Source organism: Pseudomonas kielensis (assembly GCF_014236655.1).
In the GTDB taxonomy this organism is placed as follows: domain Bacteria; phylum Pseudomonadota; class Gammaproteobacteria; order Pseudomonadales; family Pseudomonadaceae; genus Aquipseudomonas; species Aquipseudomonas kielensis.
The window spans coordinates 29,949-48,073 of sequence record NZ_JACMYG010000013.1 but is presented as its reverse complement, the minus strand read 5'-3'; the positions used below and the strand labels follow the sequence as shown (position 1 = coordinate 48,073).

17 protein-coding genes are annotated in these 18,125 nt (G+C 57.2%); 9 read left to right on the top strand and 8 right to left on the bottom strand.

What is annotated here, in order from left to right:
- Nucleotides 1–927: 927 nt before the first annotated feature.
- The 4 genes from H7995_RS14495 to H7995_RS28475 are packed head-to-tail and all read left to right on the top strand — an operon-like array spanning nucleotide 928 to nucleotide 3,907.
- Nucleotides 928–2,328 (top strand): YfjI family protein, encoded by a 1,401-nt coding sequence (locus tag H7995_RS14495; protein WP_185818536.1) that lies wholly within the window; start codon nucleotides 928–930, stop codon nucleotides 2,326–2,328.
- Entirely contained in the window at nucleotides 2,312–2,671 is a 360-nt protein-coding gene (locus H7995_RS14490; protein WP_185818535.1) for a hypothetical protein, read from the top strand. Before H7995_RS14495 ends, H7995_RS14490 begins: the two co-directional genes overlap by 17 nt.
- Entirely contained in the window at nucleotides 2,649–3,629 is a 981-nt protein-coding gene (locus H7995_RS14485) for an integrase domain-containing protein (protein WP_185818548.1), read from the top strand. Before H7995_RS14490 ends, H7995_RS14485 begins: the two co-directional genes overlap by 23 nt.
- Nucleotides 3,626–3,907 (top strand): hypothetical protein, encoded by a 282-nt coding sequence (locus H7995_RS28475; protein ID WP_244647720.1) that lies wholly within the window; start codon nucleotides 3,626–3,628, stop codon nucleotides 3,905–3,907. Before H7995_RS14485 ends, H7995_RS28475 begins: the two co-directional genes overlap by 4 nt.
- A gap of 242 nt (nucleotides 3,908–4,149) precedes the next feature.
- Here H7995_RS28475 and H7995_RS14480 read toward each other — a convergent pair whose 3' ends face one another.
- The 7 genes from H7995_RS14480 to H7995_RS14450 form a co-directional block, all read right to left on the bottom strand.
- The gene (locus H7995_RS14480) at nucleotides 4,150–4,926 is read right to left on the bottom strand and encodes a M48 family metallopeptidase (RefSeq protein WP_185818534.1); all 777 of its coding nucleotides are present in this window, start codon (nucleotides 4,924–4,926) and stop codon (nucleotides 4,150–4,152) included.
- Nucleotides 4,923–8,198 (bottom strand): HsdR family type I site-specific deoxyribonuclease, encoded by a 3,276-nt coding sequence (locus H7995_RS14475; RefSeq protein WP_185818533.1) that lies wholly within the window; start codon nucleotides 8,196–8,198, stop codon nucleotides 4,923–4,925. The genes H7995_RS14480 and H7995_RS14475 overlap by 4 nt, the downstream gene beginning before the upstream one ends.
- A complete protein-coding gene (gene rhuM, locus H7995_RS28855; protein ID WP_425312236.1) occupies nucleotides 8,195–8,521 on the bottom strand; it encodes a RhuM family protein in 327 nt (108 codons plus the stop codon). The genes H7995_RS14475 and rhuM overlap by 4 nt, the downstream gene beginning before the upstream one ends.
- A gap of 269 nt (nucleotides 8,522–8,790) precedes the next feature.
- Entirely contained in the window at nucleotides 8,791–10,017 is a 1,227-nt protein-coding gene (locus H7995_RS14465) for a restriction endonuclease subunit S (RefSeq protein ID WP_185818532.1), read from the bottom strand.
- A complete protein-coding gene (locus tag H7995_RS14460; protein ID WP_185818531.1) occupies nucleotides 10,007–11,530 on the bottom strand; it encodes a type I restriction-modification system subunit M in 1,524 nt (507 codons plus the stop codon). The genes H7995_RS14465 and H7995_RS14460 overlap by 11 nt, the downstream gene beginning before the upstream one ends.
- Nucleotides 11,531–11,533: 3 nt before the next feature.
- Nucleotides 11,534–12,106 carry a restriction endonuclease subunit S gene (locus tag H7995_RS14455; RefSeq protein ID WP_185818530.1) on the bottom strand — a complete coding sequence of 191 codons (573 nt, stop codon included), beginning with the start codon at nucleotides 12,104–12,106 and terminating at the stop codon, nucleotides 11,534–11,536.
- A 45-nt stretch (nucleotides 12,107–12,151) separates the two neighbouring features.
- Nucleotides 12,152–12,433 carry a hypothetical protein gene (locus tag H7995_RS14450; protein WP_185818529.1) on the bottom strand — a complete coding sequence of 94 codons (282 nt, stop codon included), beginning with the start codon at nucleotides 12,431–12,433 and terminating at the stop codon, nucleotides 12,152–12,154.
- A 632-nt stretch (nucleotides 12,434–13,065) separates the two neighbouring features.
- Here H7995_RS14450 and H7995_RS14445 point away from each other — a divergent pair.
- From H7995_RS14445 to H7995_RS14435, 3 genes are all read left to right on the top strand, one after another.
- Nucleotides 13,066–13,449 (top strand): MAPEG family protein, encoded by a 384-nt coding sequence (locus H7995_RS14445; protein ID WP_185818528.1) that lies wholly within the window; start codon nucleotides 13,066–13,068, stop codon nucleotides 13,447–13,449.
- Nucleotides 13,446–13,907 carry a hypothetical protein gene (locus H7995_RS14440; protein WP_182343428.1) on the top strand — a complete coding sequence of 154 codons (462 nt, stop codon included), beginning with the start codon at nucleotides 13,446–13,448 and terminating at the stop codon, nucleotides 13,905–13,907. The genes H7995_RS14445 and H7995_RS14440 overlap by 4 nt, the downstream gene beginning before the upstream one ends.
- Nucleotides 13,908–13,992: 85 nt before the next feature.
- Nucleotides 13,993–14,862 (top strand): LysR family transcriptional regulator, encoded by an 870-nt coding sequence (locus H7995_RS14435; RefSeq protein ID WP_166590386.1) that lies wholly within the window; start codon nucleotides 13,993–13,995, stop codon nucleotides 14,860–14,862.
- A 40-nt stretch (nucleotides 14,863–14,902) separates the two neighbouring features.
- On the opposite strand, the gene H7995_RS14430 is transcribed toward H7995_RS14435, so the two are convergent.
- On the bottom strand, nucleotides 14,903–15,340 hold the full coding sequence (locus tag H7995_RS14430) for a YciI family protein (RefSeq protein WP_166590385.1): 438 nt from the start codon (nucleotides 15,338–15,340) through the stop codon (nucleotides 14,903–14,905).
- 216 nt (nucleotides 15,341–15,556) lie between these two features.
- On the opposite strand from H7995_RS14430, the gene H7995_RS14425 reads away from it, so the two are divergent.
- On the top strand, nucleotides 15,557–16,513 hold the full coding sequence (locus tag H7995_RS14425; protein ID WP_095169505.1) for a LysR substrate-binding domain-containing protein: 957 nt from the start codon (nucleotides 15,557–15,559) through the stop codon (nucleotides 16,511–16,513).
- A 152-nt stretch (nucleotides 16,514–16,665) separates the two neighbouring features.
- Nucleotides 16,666–18,120: a 2-hydroxymuconic semialdehyde dehydrogenase gene (locus H7995_RS14420; RefSeq protein WP_206684605.1), complete on the top strand. Its 1,455-nt coding sequence runs from the start codon at nucleotides 16,666–16,668 to the stop codon at nucleotides 18,118–18,120.
- Nucleotides 18,121–18,125: the final 5 nt, after the last annotated feature.

The window sequence follows — 18,125 nt, the reverse complement described above, 5'->3', positions numbered from 1 at the left end:
CGGTCGTCACTACGGCGTGTGCTGGTCAAGTCGAATGCAAACGGTTGATCAGCACGAATGCAATTGACTGGTCAGTGACGATGCAAATGTTCAAGTCCATGCAATTAAGCAGGCTCACATTAAAAGCCGACGAACGACCAACCGGCCATGGAAAGCCACCGGCCTCCAAGGTCTTCCAGCGCTACCGATTGGCGCAACAGCCGCCCCCAAAATACCGTTGACCGCGAGCAGAACGAGCGCTAAACCAGAACTGTACAAGCGCTGTCCTCGACAGCACCCAGGTAGCCAGAACCTTTGAGGCTACGCCACATTGTGGTGGTTCACCCCCAAGTGCGATTAGCGTCCGGCGGCTCGCACGGTCACAGCGATGTGATGGATGCCATTTCTTCTAGAATGCCCACTGCGGCAACTCATGCCCCCTCCTGGCTGCTCTGCAGCAACTTATCCGCTTGGCCATTTCTTGCGCCAACCTGTTGCCCGTCTCTTTGCCCCCTAAAGAGACGGGCGCTCCTACCACTGCTGCAGCCTTGCTCGCACGGGCCTTTGCGGCTTTCCCCCTCGTGACAATCGGCGTGACAAACACCGAATGCTCACTCGCCACAGCGATACCGATGATGGTGCCGCAGCCCAAGGAATGGACTGCCCCTGACTGACAGTCAGGCATGCCCCGGTCATCGCTTCACTGCCTTCACCTGACTCAGGATCTCGCGGCACCGGTCTCGTCAGCCAATGCAGCCTTCACCCGCCCACCGTTATCGGTGTTCAGGAGGCCAGATCATGAGATGCCCAAGCTCCCGGTCGTAAGGAGTCGTCAGTCCCGCGTCAGTGGACAACCCTCATACGTCGCAGGGGCCTTGATCCCTGATAACACTCAACAACCGTGGCGGGGTGAGTGAGGACGAAGTCGATAATCGCAGGAGAATGGCGATGCAACTGTACGAAGCGTTCGAGCCACCACAACCCTTGCTGGAATACCAGCAGGCGCCACTGCCCTACCCGGTTGAAGCACTGGGGGAATTGTTGGGCCCTGCGGTCGAACGACTGGCCGAGGTGATCGGCGTGCCCTGCGCAATGGCTGCACAGTCGGTGCTGGCCAGCGCGGCCCTGGTGAGTCAGGGCCATGCCAATGTCCACCTCGACGGCCGAACCTATCCGCTGTCCCTCTACCTACTGACGGTGGCGTCCTCGGGTGATCGGAAAAGCGCGGTGGACCATCTGGCACTTAAGGCGGCGCGCGACTGGGAACGACAGCAGTGGACCTTGTATGCGGAAAAGCTCAAAGCCTATCGCGCCGCTACCAGCCTCATGACCAAACCCAAATCCGCAAAGAAACACGCGGAAGCGGCAGACGGTGAGCTGTCCGAGCCGGTACCGCCGAGACTGATCATTGCCGAGCCCACCATTGAGGCCCTGGTCAAAAGCCTGTGCCAGGGCTTGCCCAGCATGGGCTTGTTCAATGATGAAGGTGGCCAGTTCTTGGGCAGCAGCACCATGAGCAAAGAGAATCTGCTCAAGGCGATCACCACCTTGTCGGCACTGTGGGATGGCAGCCCGATCGACCGGGCGCGCTCCATGACCGGAGAAAGCCTACGGGCCTATGACCGCCGCCTCAGCCTGCATCTGATGCTACAGCCCTACCTGGCCAACCAGCTGTTTAAAGACCCGGTGATCAATGGTCAAGGCATCCTGGGCCGATGCCTGATCAGTTGGCCCGAGCGCCTGGCCGGCCAGCGACTCTACAAGGCGATCGACCTGACCCAAGATGCCAAAGTCCAGCGCTACCAACAGCGGATCACCACCCTGCTGCAACAGCCCTGGTCGCTTCACCAGGATGGTTCACTCAATCCCGCCGCGCTGGAGCTGACTTCCCGTGCACGTCGTGCCTGGATCGATATTCACGACACCATCGAATGTCAGTCTGGCGAGTTCGGCGAGCTGGCCGGCGTCCAGCCTGTCGCGAGCAAGGCGGCGGCGAATGTACTGCGTATCGCGGGCGTGCTGGCCACGTTTGAAGAGGCCCGTTCGTTGGACGAAGGACACATCCAACGCGCCTCCACGTTGATGGATTACTACCTGGCCGAGATCCAGCGCCTGACCGAACAGGAGCCGGTCAATAGCCGATGCGAAGAGGCAGATCGGCTGCTGCGCTGGCTGGTGCAGAAAGGCTGGACCCACTTCACCATTCGCGACGTCAATCGCAACGGCCCTCGTTTTGCCCGCAAGAGCGCTGACCATACCGCCTCTTTATTGGTCGTACTGATCACTCATCGCTGGCTGAGCAGCCGCGACGGAAAAACTTTCGAGGTCCGCCATGTTTCGCCTCAATGACGCGGTACGCCGCTACCAGACGCAACATCAATCGCAACCTGAATCGCGGCGTGTCGCAGCTTCTGTCGCCACCCTGTCGCCACGCGCCAGACCAGAAACGACGCGGGTTGTCGCCACTGTCGCCGCTGTCGCCACACCACCACTGGAGCCTACCCACCTAGCCCGGCTGATCGAGCAACTGCGTGAGGAAGGGGCACTGCTGCAACACCACGAGAACGCCCTCCTGATCCGCCCGACTCACTGGCAGCAGGTGGACAGGCTCAGCCCTCACTGGAAAGCCTTGCTGCTCTTTCTGCAAACGAACGAAAACGGTGATGACGATGGCCCTGGTCGGTCGGCGTGATGGTCGCAACTTTGGCTATGGCCGCCAGCTGAGCTACGCCGGCCCACAAGCGCTAAAGGATCTGTTTGCCGGCGGCCACTTCGCCACAGTCAAAGCGCATAGCGATCGCTGGCAAGCGTTCGTGCGTTGGTGTCGATCAGAGGATGGTCCCGGTTACAACGATGCGCGTCAGATCGATCAACGGACGCTGCAAGACTACGTCGCGTATCTGCGCCAGCAGATCCAGCAAGGTGAACTCTGCATCGCGACCGCGCAGAACCGCCTGAGCAGCGTCAACCGCACCCTCGCGGCGCTGCGCGGTGATCAGGACGTGAGGATCGCCAGCCCGAGCCAGGCGTTAGGCCAGCAGCGCTCGACCGTACGCACCCGAGCGCCGGACGGCCAAGACCATCAACAGGTGCGGCGAGTGATTGAGGTACTGGGCGAACAGCAACACGAGCGGGTGGCCGCAATTGTCCTGTTGGCCCGAGCAACCGGCATGCGCCTGCGCGAAGCGATCCTGGCTGACCTGCCACGCTTGCACCGCGAAGCCGAACACTTAGGCAGCATCAACATCCAGGACGGCACCAAAGGCGGCCGCTCAGGGGCTTCAGCGCCGCGCTGGGTCGTGGCAAATGAAGAGGTAAAGGCGGCGCTACAGTTGGCTCGTCATGCATCGCCGCCCCGCAGCCGCAACTTGCTGGCCCGAGATGAAAGCTACATCGCGTTCCTGCAACAGACCGTGCTCCCCGCCCGTGAAACGCTGCATGAACACGGGCTGAAGGGCCTTCATGAACTGCGAGCAGCCTACGCCTGCGAGCGTTACGAACAGCTCACTGGCCACGCCGCACCGGTCAATGGTGGTCACTGCTATCGCATTGACCGGGGCCTTGATCAGCAGGCGAGACAACAGATCAGCCTTGAGCTCGGACATAACCGGATCGATGTGGTGTCGGCCTACATTGGAGGTCGAGCATGAGCAAACCTTTCGATATGGCGCTGTTCCTTAGCGGAGTACTGACCGGCTCGACGTCCACTCGACAACGCCACCTACGGCAAGCTCGAATCATACAAGCTGCCATTCAACAACGATGGCAGCGAGACAATCCCTGGACCTGGCAACTTAAGCATGTCCGATGGGTTTTGGCGCATCATCTCAAGGATCGTTCAGAGGCTACCAGATACTACTACCGACTCACTGCGATGCTGATCTGGAAACGTATGCGGTATAAAAGCCTAGATTGTGATGATAGATAATGCAGAAAACGATGTTATATAAAAAGCTTAGTGGCGATGCTGCGGTGAATGCGGCCTATCTACATTTATTCCTAAAGCGGGCGTCGAAATCTACCGGCAAGCGCTTTAGCGCGGGCTGTATTCAAGGCAACCAAAACGTCGGATTTAGACTTAGAGAACTGCCCAATTTTCTGGCCAAATCACTCTTTGCGCACAAGCGCCGATGACCGGCATCTCTTGTCATGATAAAAAAGGGCGTACAGTCAACCGCCATTGAGTAAAGACGCTGCCATACCGTCTAACTGCTTTTTCACCCTGCCCCATTGAGGCATTACCTGCTGCATGAGCCGGTAAAAACGTTCACTGTGGTTATGCTCAGCGATATGGCACAACTCATGCAATATTACGTAGTCAATGCATTCGCGGGATGCTTTAACCAAATGGGGGTTGAGCGTAATACGACCTGTGGGGGAGCAACTGCCCCACTGCGTTTGCATGCTGAGGATGCGCAGTGGCGGCTTGCCAGAAACCCAAAGGGCTTGCTGCAAGACTGCCTCCAGACGTCGATCAAAAACCTCTCGGGCGCGGGTCTTGTACCAAGCGTGCAGTAGCTCGCGCACCTTTCCAGCCGACTTCATCCGGACAGTCACCTCCAACTTGCCACGCAATAGACGCACCTGTTGCAGCTCATCAGGAGCCTCCACGACCTTAAGTACATATTGCTTGCCCAAATAGTAGTGGCTTTCTCCGCTGATGTACTGCCGCGGGCGAACATGCGTGAGCTGAGCGCGGAACTCACGAAGCTGTTGATAAATCCAACGGCCGCGCCGCTTCAGTGCACCCAATACCTGTTCATCGCTAGCGCCGGCCGGTGCACTGACCCGCACGCGGCAATCTGGATCGACCTTGATCAGAATGCGCGAAACCTCGCGCCCCCGTGGCGCCCGCTCAACCTGTATCAACTCATCGGCGTAGTAAAAACTCAGCTCGCTTTGCCCTGGTGGATTAGACGGAGCATTCGTGACGATGGGAGCGCTCATAGACCGGACAAGCCCACCCGCGTAATTTGCACCACCCACTCAACCATGACCTTCGCCTGATCCATGCCGGCCCCCACCGCCTTGCACTCCTTGAAGAGCAGCGGTAACAACTTCTTGCGGATATCGCTTTCAATGTTCTGTGGGTTGATTGAATGTTCGGCCACAGAAGTCATGACCATTTCATCCAGGCTAAAAGCCAGCTTTACCCAGTGCCCCTGTAACTGCTCATCGGCAGAGATCAGGGCTTCCGGAAGGCTTTTCTTGAAAACACCAAAGTAAGCCTGGGCATGGCGGTTACCCGCCAATACGTCCGGCAGTTCATCTAGCTTGCGCGCCTTCAACTGCTGCTCAAAATCGTGGAATAACAGGTACTGCTTGAGCGGATGATCGAACAGCTTTGCGGCATCTTCAATGGCTTGGCGCAGTAACTTAGAAAATGCTTCTTGGGCATAGGGGTCGTCACGTAGCTCCTGCTCAATCATCTTACTCACGCGGGTCTTGATGATATCGGTTTCGTTACGCACCTTGTCCTCACTCCACTGTTCAGGCTTTTGCTGCCCCATTCTGCCAACTTCATAAACACCACCTGGATCTTTAATCTCCACGCCGACTACATGCTTATCCAGCAACTTGCGCACCTGTTCGGCGTACTGGTCATAGCTCACCGTCTCACCGGCATCCTGTTTAGCCAGTTGGCGTAGGCTGGAGAACTGCTTGAGCGTTTCCTTGTAGTGAGCGCGGTCAGCGTCACTGAAGCTGGTGTCCTCGAAGAAAGAGGCTGATTGCAATGCAACCTTCAGGCAACTAGCGAACTCGGTTAGCGCCTCATAGAAGTCCTCGCGCACTTTGAGATTTACATCCACCAGCTCCCCGTCGCGCTCCTGCATCTTGGGTACCAGTACCTGGCGCAACTGTTCGATATCGCCTTTGTTTTTCACATCGGCAAAAATCGCCCAGAGTTTTTTGTGCAGTTGAGGTAGCCGTTTGTACTCGCTGCTCATCTGGCTGTAGAGGCCGGCGATGTCATTTATGTCATAGCCACCCTGAGTGCGTGAAGCCAAATCCTGATATTTCTGAATCGTGGTATCCAACTCGGAGAGAATGCCGCGATAGTCAATCAGCAGGCCGAACTTCTTCAGGGGGTGCAATCGATTGACTCGTGCAATGGCCTGAATCAGGTTGTGCTCCTTGAGCGGCTTATCGATGTAAAGCACGGTATTCTTCGGCTCATCGAAGCCCGTCAGCAGCTTGTCCACTACGATCAAAAGTTTGAGCGAATCATCCTTATCGAAACGCTCAATCAACTGCTTGGTGTAGACCTGCTCATCCGCGCTCCCAACGTTGTTCTTCCACCATTGAGTTACCTCCGGTGAAGCTGCTTCATCCACCTCGGTATTGCCTTCGCGGCTATCCGGTGGACTCATCACCACAGCGCTTTCGAAAAGACTCGCTTCGTCCAGGTATTGCTTGTATTTGATCGCCGACGCCTTACTGTCACAGGCCAACTGCCCTTTGAGGCCTTCATCAATGTTTTTCACGAAGTGGTTGGCGATATCAAGTGCAATCAAGCGAATTCGATCATCTGCGCTGTAGATCTGTCCTTTCTTGGCGAACTTGCGCTTTAGATCGGCCTTCTGCTGCTCGCTCAGCCCTTCAGTGATGCGCTCGAACCAGCTATCGATCGCGCGCGCGTTTACATCCAGATCGGGGATGCGCTCTTCATAGAGCAACGGCGTCACCGCTTGATCCTCCACTGCTCGCTGCATGGTGTATGCATGCACGATGGGACCAAACTTATTTGTGGTCTTGTCGTCTTTGAGCAGGGGCGTGCCAGTAAACGCCACAAAAGCCGCATTGGGCAGCGCCTGTTTCATGCGGATATGGTTTTCACCGCCTTGGCTGCGGTGACCTTCATCGATCAGCACGATGATGTCAGCACTAGTGTTCACGCATTGCGGCAGTTTGGTGGCGCTGTTGAACTTCTGGATTAGGGAGAAAATGATGCGCTCATTACCCTTGCCGATCTGCTCGGCCAAGCGCGTCCCGGAAGTGGCCATCGCGGCTTCGCGATCCTTCTTGCCTGCCAGTTCACCGCCCGAGGCGAAAGTCTTGCTTAGCTGGTTTTCCAGATCGACCCGGTCGGTGACCACCACGATGCGACACTGTTTGAGCGAGTCATGCAGGATCAGCGCCTTGCTCAGGAAAACCATGGTGAATGACTTGCCCGAGCCTGTTGTATGCCAGATCACCCCGCCCTCGCGGCCACCGTCCTTGCGCTTGTGGGTAATCCGCTCGATCAGCCGTTTGATGCCAAATACCTGCTGATAGCGCGCAACAATCTTGCCAGCCTTCTTATCGAACAGGGTGAAGTAGCGAGTAATCTCCAGCAGCCGGGCAGGAGAGAGCAGGCTGATAAGCAACTGATCCTGGTCGGTCAGCGCTAGCTCGCCGCCAGCGATCAGGTTGTCATACCAGTCCAGATCACGGGGAGGACGGTGGCTAAAAATAGAGGCCTTCTCCGCAGCACTCAGCTTGCGGTTCTTCAGCGCATACAACTCTGCGGTGGCGATATCTTCCTCACGCCAAGCCGCCCAGAATTTCGCGGGCGTGCCGCATGTGGCGTAGCGCCCTTCGGTGCCATTGATCGACAGCAACAATTGGCTGTATGCGAATAACCTTGGGATTTCGTCGTGACGCTGGTTGCGCAAACTCTGCGAAACGCCTTCGTCGATGGTCGGGCCTTTCTGCGCATTGCTATCGGGACGCTTGGCCTCAATTACTGCCAGCGGAATACCGTTGACGAAGCAAACAATATCCGGCCTCCGCGACTCCACACCACTGCTGCGCAGCACGCGAAACTCTTCGGTAAAGATGAAGCTGTTATTCGCGGGGTTGTTCCAGTCGATCAACGCCACGGTCGGGTTGGCTTTTTTGCCTTCCACGAACTCTGTCACCGAGATGCCATACAGTAAATGGTTATACAGCCGCTCGTTGGCAGCCTGTAGCCCTTCATTAAGCGCTGGGCTGCACACTTCACTAACCAGATTGTCGATGGCCTTGGCCGATAGCGGATATTCATCACCACCAAACAAAAAACGACGCTTGCTCAGTTGCTCACGCAGCACATCACGCAAAACCACTTCATCACTCTTGCCGGCCCGCGAGGCCAAAGCTTGCTCGGGAGACAGAAACTGCCAACCGAGGTTGCACAGCAGAGCCAGAGCCGGAAGTTTGGCGCTGTATTCTTCCTGAAACTTGGGGGTGGGGGTCACAGGGCATTTCCTTCTTCTTCCGGGGCACGCATATTTACGACTCGTAATGGATCAACGTTTCTTTTTTCACTGCTCAGGCGCTTTTCCAAGCGCTCCAACATTGCCAGCTCTAAAGTATGGGCGGCGATTGCCTGGGCGCTTCTCCGAGGTCCGTATGTCGCGAATGCGCTCGAGCAGCTCATCGCCCCCCAGCGGGGCTCCTTGAACCGGGCATCGTCCATCAGGAGATCTTTCTGCAGACACTCGCGCAAGGTGCGGGTAGCCCACAGACGGAACTGGGTGCAACTCGTCGAGCGCACGCGATAGCCCATGGCGATGATCATCCTGTACGCGCGGACATAGCTGAATATGTGCCCCTAATTTGGCAAAGTCCATTTTGCGCACCGGTACCCGGGCAGCCTGAGCCTTTTCGATCATGAGCCGCCATTTAGGCCAGAACTTCGTCCGCCTGCCGCTCCTGAGCCATGCCTTTAGCTTCGTGACAGAACTCAGCCGGTTCAATGACCAATGCCGGCACAAAGTCATACTCCTGCATATTGCCGGTTAAAAGGGTGCCGTCGAAGTCATAGGCAATCTTAGCTAATCTGAGCCATCAGGCGATCTCCAGTTCACCTACCTGTACACAGCGCTTGCCTGTCAGCAGTTGCTGCATAAGGGCTTTCTTCTCATCTTGCAAACAGGAGAGTTGGGCCTGTAGTGCTTGGATTTCCTGATCTGCTGCTGTAAGTACTGCGGCAATTGCCTTTTGTTCATTTATCTCTGGAATAAAAACTGTTAGTCCAAAAAAATCACTGGGTTTGACGTTAAGCAAACCATGCGCTCGACCGCCTTCGTTGGCGATTTTGCTCAAGCCATTGTTCAGCAGGCCGGACTCAAAATAGTGCTCAAAGAATTCTGGGTTGCAGCTGGTTTCGTCAGTTACTTTAAAGCAGATGTAAAGCGTAGTGACTACACCTTTTTCATATTTATTTAGACGCTTTATCGCACCCATTGGGTACCCGTTGGAGTAACTTTTGTTGTAGGCAAATTGCCCTTTCTTGATTAGGAAATAGTTGTCTAGAGTTTCCGAGGCAACAGTTTTGCTAAAGAACTCCTCCTGTCGGATCAGGCCATGCCGGGCAGATATGGTGACCACGTTGGTATTGGCTTCAGTATTCTTGTTGGTAACTCTGGAGAAAATCTGCTCAAGTCGGACATTTTGCCATGATTTTTGAAAGCCAGGCAGATGTCTGCTGCCTGTCAGCAGCTGCTGCATTAGTGCCCTTTTCTGTTGCTCGCTGTTTGCCAGCAGCAGTTCCGTGGTGGTGATGATCTGATCCCACGTGTACAAAATTTTGGCTATTTTCTTCTGCTCATAAATAGACGCCGGATGCAAAACATAAATCTTTTTTAACTCGCTAGACTTAATTCCTTTTGCCGTTGATCCAGAAGATTTTAAATCAATCAGCCTTTGGCCGTTCGAGGAAAGCAAGTATTGAAGGAGGAATTCAGAATCCAATTTACCGTTAACACGCAAGCATACAGTTCTTTGCCCTATCGCATATTTTCCATGTGATGGAAATCTGCAAGCATTACCTAGCGGAGCCTCTGTCGTAAAAAGTATATCTCCGCCTTTAGGTAGCCCACGAGAAGTCCATTCGTCGTATTGGTTTGCTTGAATATATTCCTGCTCTGAAAAATCCAAGAAACCGGATTTGATATTTCGAGCAGTTATTAGGGGGATTCCTGACTCGGCTTTAGGTACAGAAATTCCACGGTAATCAATTACTATTTCTAGAAGCTGTATTAGAGGCTTCTCCTTCCACCCCTCAGGCACCATAACCCAGCTCCTTTAAGTAAGCATCCATCTGAACTTCTAGTTCTGCCAGCTGGATTTTGAGCTGCTTGCGCGTGGTTCGGACTGCCATCAGATCGATCTCTTCCTCTGCCTCGAAAGTATCCACATAGCGCGGGATATTAAGGTTGTAATCGTTATCGCGGATTTCCTGCAGACTAGCGCGGTGGCTGTATTTGTCCGTGTTGATGCGGTGTCGGTAGGTGATGAGAATATTCTGGATTTGCTCTTCGCCTAGCAGGTTCTGGTTCTTACCGGCTTTGAAGTCACGGCTGGCGTCGATAAACAGCACGTTCTCGTCGGTCTTGGACTTGTTGAAGACCAGGATTGCCGCCGGGATGCCGGTGCCGTAGAAGAGTTTTTCCGGAAGGCCGATTACCGTATCAAGTAGGTTTTCTTCGATCAGTTTCTGGCGGATTTTACCCTCCGCTGCACCACGGAACAGAGCGCCATGGGGTACCACCACAGCCATGCGCCCGGTCTTCGGCTTTAGCGTTTCGATCATGTGCAGGATAAAGGCGTAGTCGCCTTTGCTTTTCGGTGGAATGCCTCGCTTAAAGCGACCAAATTGATCGTGCTCGGCTTCTTCATGGCCCCACTTGTCCAGCGAAAACGGGGGGTTGGCGGTGACGATATCGAATTTCAGCAGTTGGCCATTCTTATCAAGTAGCTTAGGGTTGCGTAGGGTGTCGCCCCACTCGATTTTGTGGTTGTCTTCGCCGTGGAGAAACATGTTCATCTTGGCCAGTGACCAGGTGGAGCCGATGGCTTCCTGGCCATACAGGGCGTATTGCTTGCTATTGTGATGTTCACGCACCTTGCGCCCGCACTTCATCAGCAACGAGGCCGAGCCGCAGGCCGGGTCGCAGATTGTGTCGCCCGGTTGCGGGTCCAGCAACTCGGCGATCAGCTCCGAAACTTCCGGCGGTGTGTAGAACTCACCGGCCTTCTGCCCGCCGCTTGCGGCGAAGTTCTTGATCAGGTACTCGTAAGCATTGCCAATCACATCCAGACTGCCGACGCGGGACGGCTTGAGGTTGAGTTCAGCCCCTGCGAAGTTTTCCAGTAGGTGGCGCAGAATGGTGTTCTTCTGCTTTTCTTCGCCGAGCTTGTCGGTGTTAAAGGAGATGTCCTGGAACACGCTCTTGCCGGCATCCTTGAGCTTGGTGCCGTTGGCTTCCTCGATAGCGTGCAAGGCCTGGTCGATTCGCTCACCGTTACCTGGCTCATGGCGACGCTCGTAGAGTGCGTAGAAGCTGGCATCACGTGATAACACGAAACGCTCGTTCTTTAGCATTTCCTCGATCAGCTCTGGCTCGTCACCGTAGTCCTTTTTATAGTTGTCGTAGTGATCCTGCCAGACATCGCTGATGTATTTAAGGAACAGCATGGTGAGGATGAAATCTTTGTAGGTGTCCGCGCTGATGGTGCCGCGAAAGATGTCGCAGGCTGCCCACAGCGCCTTGTTAATATCGTCCTGGTTTACTTTGTTGTTCATGGTTCAAGCCTTAATAAGGTGCTGGTAAATGCCTTGCAGCATCTGCTCTCTGTTAGTTTTCAGGCGTGCGATCAGTTCATCCTCTTCATCCCACACTGCTTGCAGGGCAATCAGCTTTTGCTGGGACGCGAGCGGTGGAAGCGGGATCTGCATTTCCATCAAGGACGCTTTGCCGATGGCTTGAATCGCACTGCCGCTGCGCTCAAGGCTACGTTGGCTTTGCGGCAAGTTGATCAGCCAGCACAGGTATGCCGGCAGTACCGTTGACCGTTTAGCCGTAACAATAAAAAACTGGCTGGTCGCTACAACCGACTGCTCGCCTACATAGAGTACGGCCTTGTTGGTATCACCGCGGGCGATCACGGTGATTTCGCCTGGCTGAAGCAGAGGTGGAGCGGTACGAGCGTCCCAGGTAACGACAGTCAGCGTATCGGGTTCAATCGCTGCGTTTTGGCGCAGATCCTTGATCTGCAGCACGCGAACATCGCCAGACGGGTCATGCTCCAGCGCACCGCGGAAGGTGTATCCGGAGCGGATATCAGCAAGTTCGCTCAACTTGAACAACTGGGTTGGCATAAATAGCTCTGGGGAAAAGCGCCATCCTTGGCGCAACAAGAGTGGTCAGACTTCGCAGCGTTGGTACTGGTTCTGCAGCCATTTTGCTTGCTCGTCCGCCAGCCCATACCACGCAGCGTCGCCCTTAAGGCGAGTTACAAGCAAGCCGTCATCAGCATCCATTACTGTTTTGAGGTTATCCCGCACCTGAGCTGCAGTCTGGGTCGTGGCAATAATCCAGGTGGACTCCAGCGGTCGGCACCAAGTGCCATAGGCTTTGATGCGCTCATACAGGGATTGGTAATCACGTTTCTTACGCAGGTCATAGGTAATTTGGTACAGTTTCATAGCTCTAGCTCTCCTAACGAGTCAGTTATTGCAATAGCGGCAGGGTGCAACCTGCCGCGCCATTTTTTGTGCAGTAGGGAACCTACTGAATCTGGCGGGATAAATATCGCCCGATATCGGCTCGACGTCAACATTTTTTTGCAGTAGACGGCCTACGGAGGCTAATTGGATGTCAGGATCGGTGCAGAATCGCATTTCGCTTGCGGCTTCACGCCTCCCAGCCTAAACCGCTGCAATCCTTCTCTACCTTGTCCTGATACCGCCGACGGAAATGGCCCGAGTTAATCGCTCCTGCCTTTTTTTCTCAAGACTACGCACGGTGTCAGAACGCACTGGTGATTTTTTAGAGATCAATCGTGTCGACGGTATTCCATTTGGTATTCCACCCTACTACGCCGGAAACAGATTAATCATTGAAAACAGTAGAGTAGAAGATCGTTTCAAATTACCCCGGCCCAAAGCAACCCAAAACCCGCCCCCACGCGGGTTTTATTGCATCTATAACCCCAACTTCCCCCTCCCCCCACCATAACCCCAAGAAATCATCACCATCACCAATCGCACTTTTACTCCGCCGCACCCGCTGATTAGCATCGCAAAGGTACCCCCTCCTCAAGCCAAGGAAGACCTGCATGCCCTACAGCCTTTCCATCGCAGCGGTGTTGGCGTTGTTGTTGATCGCCCTGTCCGTCAATGTGTCCCGATTGCGCCTGCGCTACCGGGTCAGTTTTGGTGATGCCGGCAATCCGGCGCTGACGGCGGCCATTCGCGCTCACGGCAATAGCCTTGAACAGTCCGTGCTGTTCATCTTGCTGCTCTACTTCATCGATACCGCGACCTCACTCAATTCGGCGTGGGTGGTGGGGCTGGGCGCAGGTTTTGTCGTGTTGCGCCTGACGTATTGTTGGGCACTGTTCAGCAGGCGCTTGCGGGGGCGTCAGGTGAGTCATGGCCTGAGCATGCTGATGCTGCTGCTCACTGCTGTGATGTTGCTCAGCGAGGGGGTTGGCGCATGAAGTCCGACAGCCAGAAGATAGCCCTCTACCGCAAGGTCAATGGTTTCACCGGACCGCTGGCGCGCAGTCGCTGGCACTGGCGGACGCGCTGGCTTGCACGTCTGCTGGCGCAGTGGGTCTGGTGGAAAAATGCCGGTCGCCGCCAACAACAGGTGGCGGACATCGCCCAGGAGTGGCAGCGGCTGTTTGGCTTGCCACACCTGTGGCCCATCGAGCGAATCAGTGACGGCACCGCTTACTGCCGCATTCTCTTTCCTTGTTCGCTGGAGGGCAGCGGTGACGTTGCCGCGTGCCACCGGCTGATGGAGTACGACCGCGCCCTGCTGGAGAAGATCGGCGGGCGTTTGGTGGTGCTGCAGTCCCGTGCCGATCCACGGGTCACTGGCGGCTGCAAGGTTGCCATTCGCCCGTTGGGCGATACGCGCGAAGATCTGATTCCCGCTCGCCTGCTCGATTGAGCTGAGCTAGCCTTGCCGACTATCGAAGACGCCGTGAAGATAAGGCTTCGCGATCCGCCAGGGAGTGCTCAGGGTGCGTTTGGAAATGAAACACTTGCACTTGGTGCACAGTATTTGCGAGACCGGCAATCTGACCCGCGCGGCAGAGCAGTTGTTTCTATCCCAGCCGGCCCTCAGCAAGCAACTGGCCGAACTGGAGGATCGCCTGGGATTTCTGTTGTTCCACCGCTCGCGCAAGGCCATGCTGCCAACCGAGGCGGGCCTGGCGTTCAACACTCATGCACAGCGCATTCTCGACGACACGGCGGCCCTCAGCGAATACCTGGCACGTTATGGCCGCGGCGATACCGGACGCCTGCGCCTGAGCATCGACCCACTGCACCGTTGCGACTGGCTACCGACCTGGCTGCAGGCCCTGCGCAGTCGTTTGCCCAATGTCCAGGTGCAGATCAGGCCAGTGCCGGACTTGCTCTGTAGCCTGCGACAGGGTGAAAGCGACCTGATCATCCTCGGCGAAACCAGCCACGCTCCCGACACTCGCTTTCAGCCACTGCACGGCGATGAACTGGTCGCCATCCTGCCTCCCGACCATGCGCTGGCCACACGTCCCTGGCTGATGCCGACAGACCTGGCCGGACAGACCCTGCTCTATCACTTCGACCTGGAACAGTCCTATCTGTATCGGCGTTACCTGCGCCCGCAGCAGATTCAGCTGGGTTCGTTGCAGCACATCCAGGACGTCCCCGCCCTCATTGCCCTGGTCCGCCTGGGAGTAGGCATGAGTCTGCTGCCTCGGCGCTTGCTCAATGGCGATGAACGGAACCTGTTGGTGCGCCCAATCGGTGAGCAGGGGTTTCACTTCAACTGGTACCTGGCCACGAAGCGGGAGGACACCCGACCCACCGTGCAAGTCGCCATGGCGTTGCTGAGCGAGATGCTGCATTCACCCAACTGACGCGCCACGGCGTGGTTTCGACATCCGCTGCGTCAGCGCTTTAGCACTTCTTCCCCTGTGCCTGGGCCTCGGCCCACACCCGCGCCTCCTGCTCGCGCAACTCCGGCGTAAACGCCTCCCCAAAATCCTCCATCTCAAACACCTGCCGAATCTCGATCTCAGCCTCCGTACCCGGCATCGGATTCGGGCAGCGCTTGACCCATTCAACCGCCTCCTCTTTGGACTTCACCTGCCACAACCAAAACCCGGCAATCAGCTCCTTGGTCTCGGCAAACGGCCCGTCGATGACTGTGTGCGTGTCCCCCCTGAAACGCACCCGTGCGCCTTTGCTGCTGGGGTGCAGGCCTTCGCCGGCGAGGAGGATGCCGGCGTTGAGCAGTGCTTCGTTGTAATTGCCCATCGCGGTCAGCAGTGCTTGGCTGGGCATTTTGCCGGCTTCGGAATCCTGGCTGGCTTTGATGATGATCATGAAGCGCATGGCGGTTTCTCCTTTCGATTGAGTGACCTGACAAGTAGTCGAATGGCCGCTGCGCCAATCGACGGTACGGGGCAAAAAAACTGCCGCCGTGCAGCCACCCGGGGCACTGGCCAAGCCTTGGATTCCTGCTAAGGGCTGCAGCCCCCGGTGCTGAAAATGCCGGAAGTGTGATACCTATAGCGCCCCGTCGAACCCACGCGACACCCGAGGCTCTGCATGAAGTTCACCACCATTTCCGTTGCGCGCAAGCTCAAGTTCTACCAACTGGTGGTGTTCGACCAGGTGCTGCAAAGCGGCTCCCTGGTCCGGGCTGCGCAGGCGCTGAACCTGACTCAGCCGGCGGTGACCAAGATCATTCATGAGCTGGAATCGTACTTCGATGCTCCGCTGCTGATTCGGGGCAATCGTGGGGTCAGCGCCACCGAACTGGGTGAACTGGTGGTGCGCCGAGCCAAGTCGTTGCTGGCCGAACTGCGCTCATTGACCGACGAGGTCAACGCCTTCCAGGAGGGCACCTCGGGGCACGTGATGGTGGGGACGCTGATCTCCGCGTCCACCTCGTTGCTGCCCCGGGCCATGCAGTTGCTCAAGCAACAGGCACCGGGGGTGCTGGTGTCATTGCGGGTCGGGCAGATGGACCAGTTGTTCCCGGCGCTGGCCGTGGGCGAAGTGGACCTAGTGGTGGGCCGGGTGCCTGACGACTGGCGCTGGCGCAACGAGTCGCCGATGCTCGACGTCGAGGTGCTGTATGCCGAGCAATTGAGTGTGGTGGCCGGAGCCAATCATCCCCTGCAAGGCCAGGCACCGGTCAGCCTTGCCGATCTGCACGCCTACCCATGGGTGCTGCCGACCCGCGATTCGCTGCTGCGCCGCACCGCCGACAAGCTGTTCGCCGACGCCAACCTGAGCACCCCGGGCAACGTGGTCGAGTCGCTGTCGATCCTCACCAACATCACCCTGATGCAAGACCAGCAGACCGTGGCACTGATGCCCTACGAGGCGTCGCAGCAGTTTGTCAGCGCCGGCCTGCTCAAGGCCTTCGACCTCGGCGCGCCGTTGCAGTTTGGCGATATCGGCTGCTTCTTCTCCAACACCCGCGCCCTGGGGCCGGCAGCACGGCTGTTCCGCGAATGCCTGAACCAAGCGCGTAGTGAGTCGGATCAACTCCCATAGGGGAAATTCGGAAAGATCGCAACCTTCGGCAGCTCACCTGGTATTCCAGATCGACATATCAAGGCGCGACCTTTTTATTATTCACTAATATCCACCCTCCCTACACTCCCTCCGACTACCCACGTTTTCCGGAGGTTGATGTGTCTGCACCCCTGCAGTTGCTGCGTAATTACATCTCGGGCGAATTCGTCGCCAGCGAGCAGACCTTCCCCAATGTGTCGCCCATCGACGGCCGTACCCTCAGCCAGGTCTGCGAAGCCGACGAAGCCCTGGTGGCGCGCGCCGTCGCGGCGGCCAAGGCTGCGCAGCACGGGCCCTGGGGTGACTACAGCGCGAGCCAGCGTGCCGCCGTGTTGCAGCGCATCGCCGATGCCATCGAACGCCGCTTCGAAGACTTCGTCGCCGCCGAAGTGGCCGACACCGGGCGCCCGGTCCAACAGGCGCGGACCCTGGACATCGCCCGCGGCATTCACAACTTCCGCACCTTCGCCGAACTGATCAATCAGGCCGGCAGCGAGTGCTTCGAAATGCGCGCCGCCGATGGCAACGACGTCTTCAGCTACTCGGTGCGCAAGCCCCACGGCGTGGTGGCGATCATCTCGCCGTGGAACCTGCCGATGCTGCTGATGACCTGGAAAGTCGCCCCGGCCCTGGCCTGTGGCAACTCGGTGGTGATCAAGCCCTCCGAGGACTCCCCTTCCACCGCCACCTTGCTGGCCGAGGTGATGCACGAAGTCGGACTGCCGGCAGGCGTGTTCAACCTGGTACACGGCTTCGGCCCGGGCTCGGCCGGTGAATTCCTGACCCGTCACCCGGACGTCGACGCCATCACCTTTACCGGTGAGTCGCGCACTGGCGAAACCATCATGAAAGTCGCCGCCGAAGGCATCCGGGACGTATCGTTCGAACTGGGTGGCAAGAACGCCGCGGTGGTGTTTGCCGACTGCGACTTTGACGCAGCAGTGGCCGGCGTCCTGCGTTCGAGCTTCACCAACTCAGGCCAGGTCTGCCTGTGCTCGGAGCGGGTGTATGTGGAACGGCCGATCTACGAGCGCTTCGTCGCCGCCATGAAGGCCGGTGCCGAGGCGCTGAAGATCGGCTACCCGGATGAAGACGGGGTGAACATGGGCTCGCTGATTTCCCACAAGCACCGCGACAAAGTCCTGGGCTACTTCGAACTGGCCCGCAGCGAAGGCGCAACCCTGGTCACGGGCGGCGGCGTGCCGCACTTCGGCGATGAGCGCGACAACGGTGCCTACGTGCAACCGACCATCTGGACCGACCTCGGTGACGACGCCCGCTGCGTGCGCGAAGAAGTGTTCGGCCCGGTGTGCCATATCGCCCCGTTCGACCGCGACGAGGAAGTGGTGCAACGGGTCAACGACTCGGCCTATGGCCTCGCCACCGCCCTGTGGACCCGTGACCTGAAACGCGCGCACCGGCTTTCGCGGCGCTTCGAGGTCGGCATGGTCTGGGTCAACACCTGGTTCCTGCGCGACCTGCGCACCCCGTTTGGCGGCACTCGCCTGTCCGGGCTGGGCCGTGAAGGGGGCCGTCACTCCCTGGATTTCTACTCGCAAATCACCACCATCTGCGTCAACCCTTGAGCCCC

What these genes read in the sequence shown, in the direction of transcription:
- H7995_RS14495 (WP_185818536.1), top strand. Translation starts at nt 928, where the DNA reads ATGCAACTGTACGAAGCGTTCGAGCCACCACAACCCTTGCTGGAATAC.
- H7995_RS14490 (WP_185818535.1), top strand. Translation starts at nt 2,312, where the DNA reads ATGTTTCGCCTCAATGACGCGGTACGCCGCTACCAGACGCAACATCAA.
- H7995_RS14485 (WP_185818548.1), top strand. Translation starts at nt 2,649, where the DNA reads ATGGCCCTGGTCGGTCGGCGTGATGGTCGCAACTTTGGCTATGGCCGC.
- H7995_RS28475 (WP_244647720.1), top strand. Translation starts at nt 3,626, where the DNA reads ATGAGCAAACCTTTCGATATGGCGCTGTTCCTTAGCGGAGTACTGACC.
- H7995_RS14480 (WP_185818534.1), bottom strand. Translation starts at nt 4,926, where the DNA reads ATGAGCGCTCCCATCGTCACGAATGCTCCGTCTAATCCACCAGGGCAA.
- rhuM (WP_425312236.1), bottom strand. Translation starts at nt 8,521, where the DNA reads ATGATCATCGCCATGGGCTATCGCGTGCGCTCGACGAGTTGCACCCAG.
- H7995_RS14465 (WP_185818532.1), bottom strand. Translation starts at nt 10,017, where the DNA reads ATGGTGCCTGAGGGGTGGAAGGAGAAGCCTCTAATACAGCTTCTAGAA.
- H7995_RS14460 (WP_185818531.1), bottom strand. Translation starts at nt 11,530, where the DNA reads ATGAACAACAAAGTAAACCAGGACGATATTAACAAGGCGCTGTGGGCA.
- H7995_RS14455 (WP_185818530.1), bottom strand. Translation starts at nt 12,106, where the DNA reads ATGCCAACCCAGTTGTTCAAGTTGAGCGAACTTGCTGATATCCGCTCC.
- H7995_RS14450 (WP_185818529.1), bottom strand. Translation starts at nt 12,433, where the DNA reads ATGAAACTGTACCAAATTACCTATGACCTGCGTAAGAAACGTGATTAC.
- H7995_RS14445 (WP_185818528.1), top strand. Translation starts at nt 13,066, where the DNA reads ATGCCCTACAGCCTTTCCATCGCAGCGGTGTTGGCGTTGTTGTTGATC.
- H7995_RS14440 (WP_182343428.1), top strand. Translation starts at nt 13,446, where the DNA reads ATGAAGTCCGACAGCCAGAAGATAGCCCTCTACCGCAAGGTCAATGGT.
- H7995_RS14435 (WP_166590386.1), top strand. Translation starts at nt 13,993, where the DNA reads ATGAAACACTTGCACTTGGTGCACAGTATTTGCGAGACCGGCAATCTG.
- H7995_RS14430 (WP_166590385.1), bottom strand. Translation starts at nt 15,340, where the DNA reads ATGCGCTTCATGATCATCATCAAAGCCAGCCAGGATTCCGAAGCCGGC.
- H7995_RS14425 (WP_095169505.1), top strand. Translation starts at nt 15,557, where the DNA reads ATGAAGTTCACCACCATTTCCGTTGCGCGCAAGCTCAAGTTCTACCAA.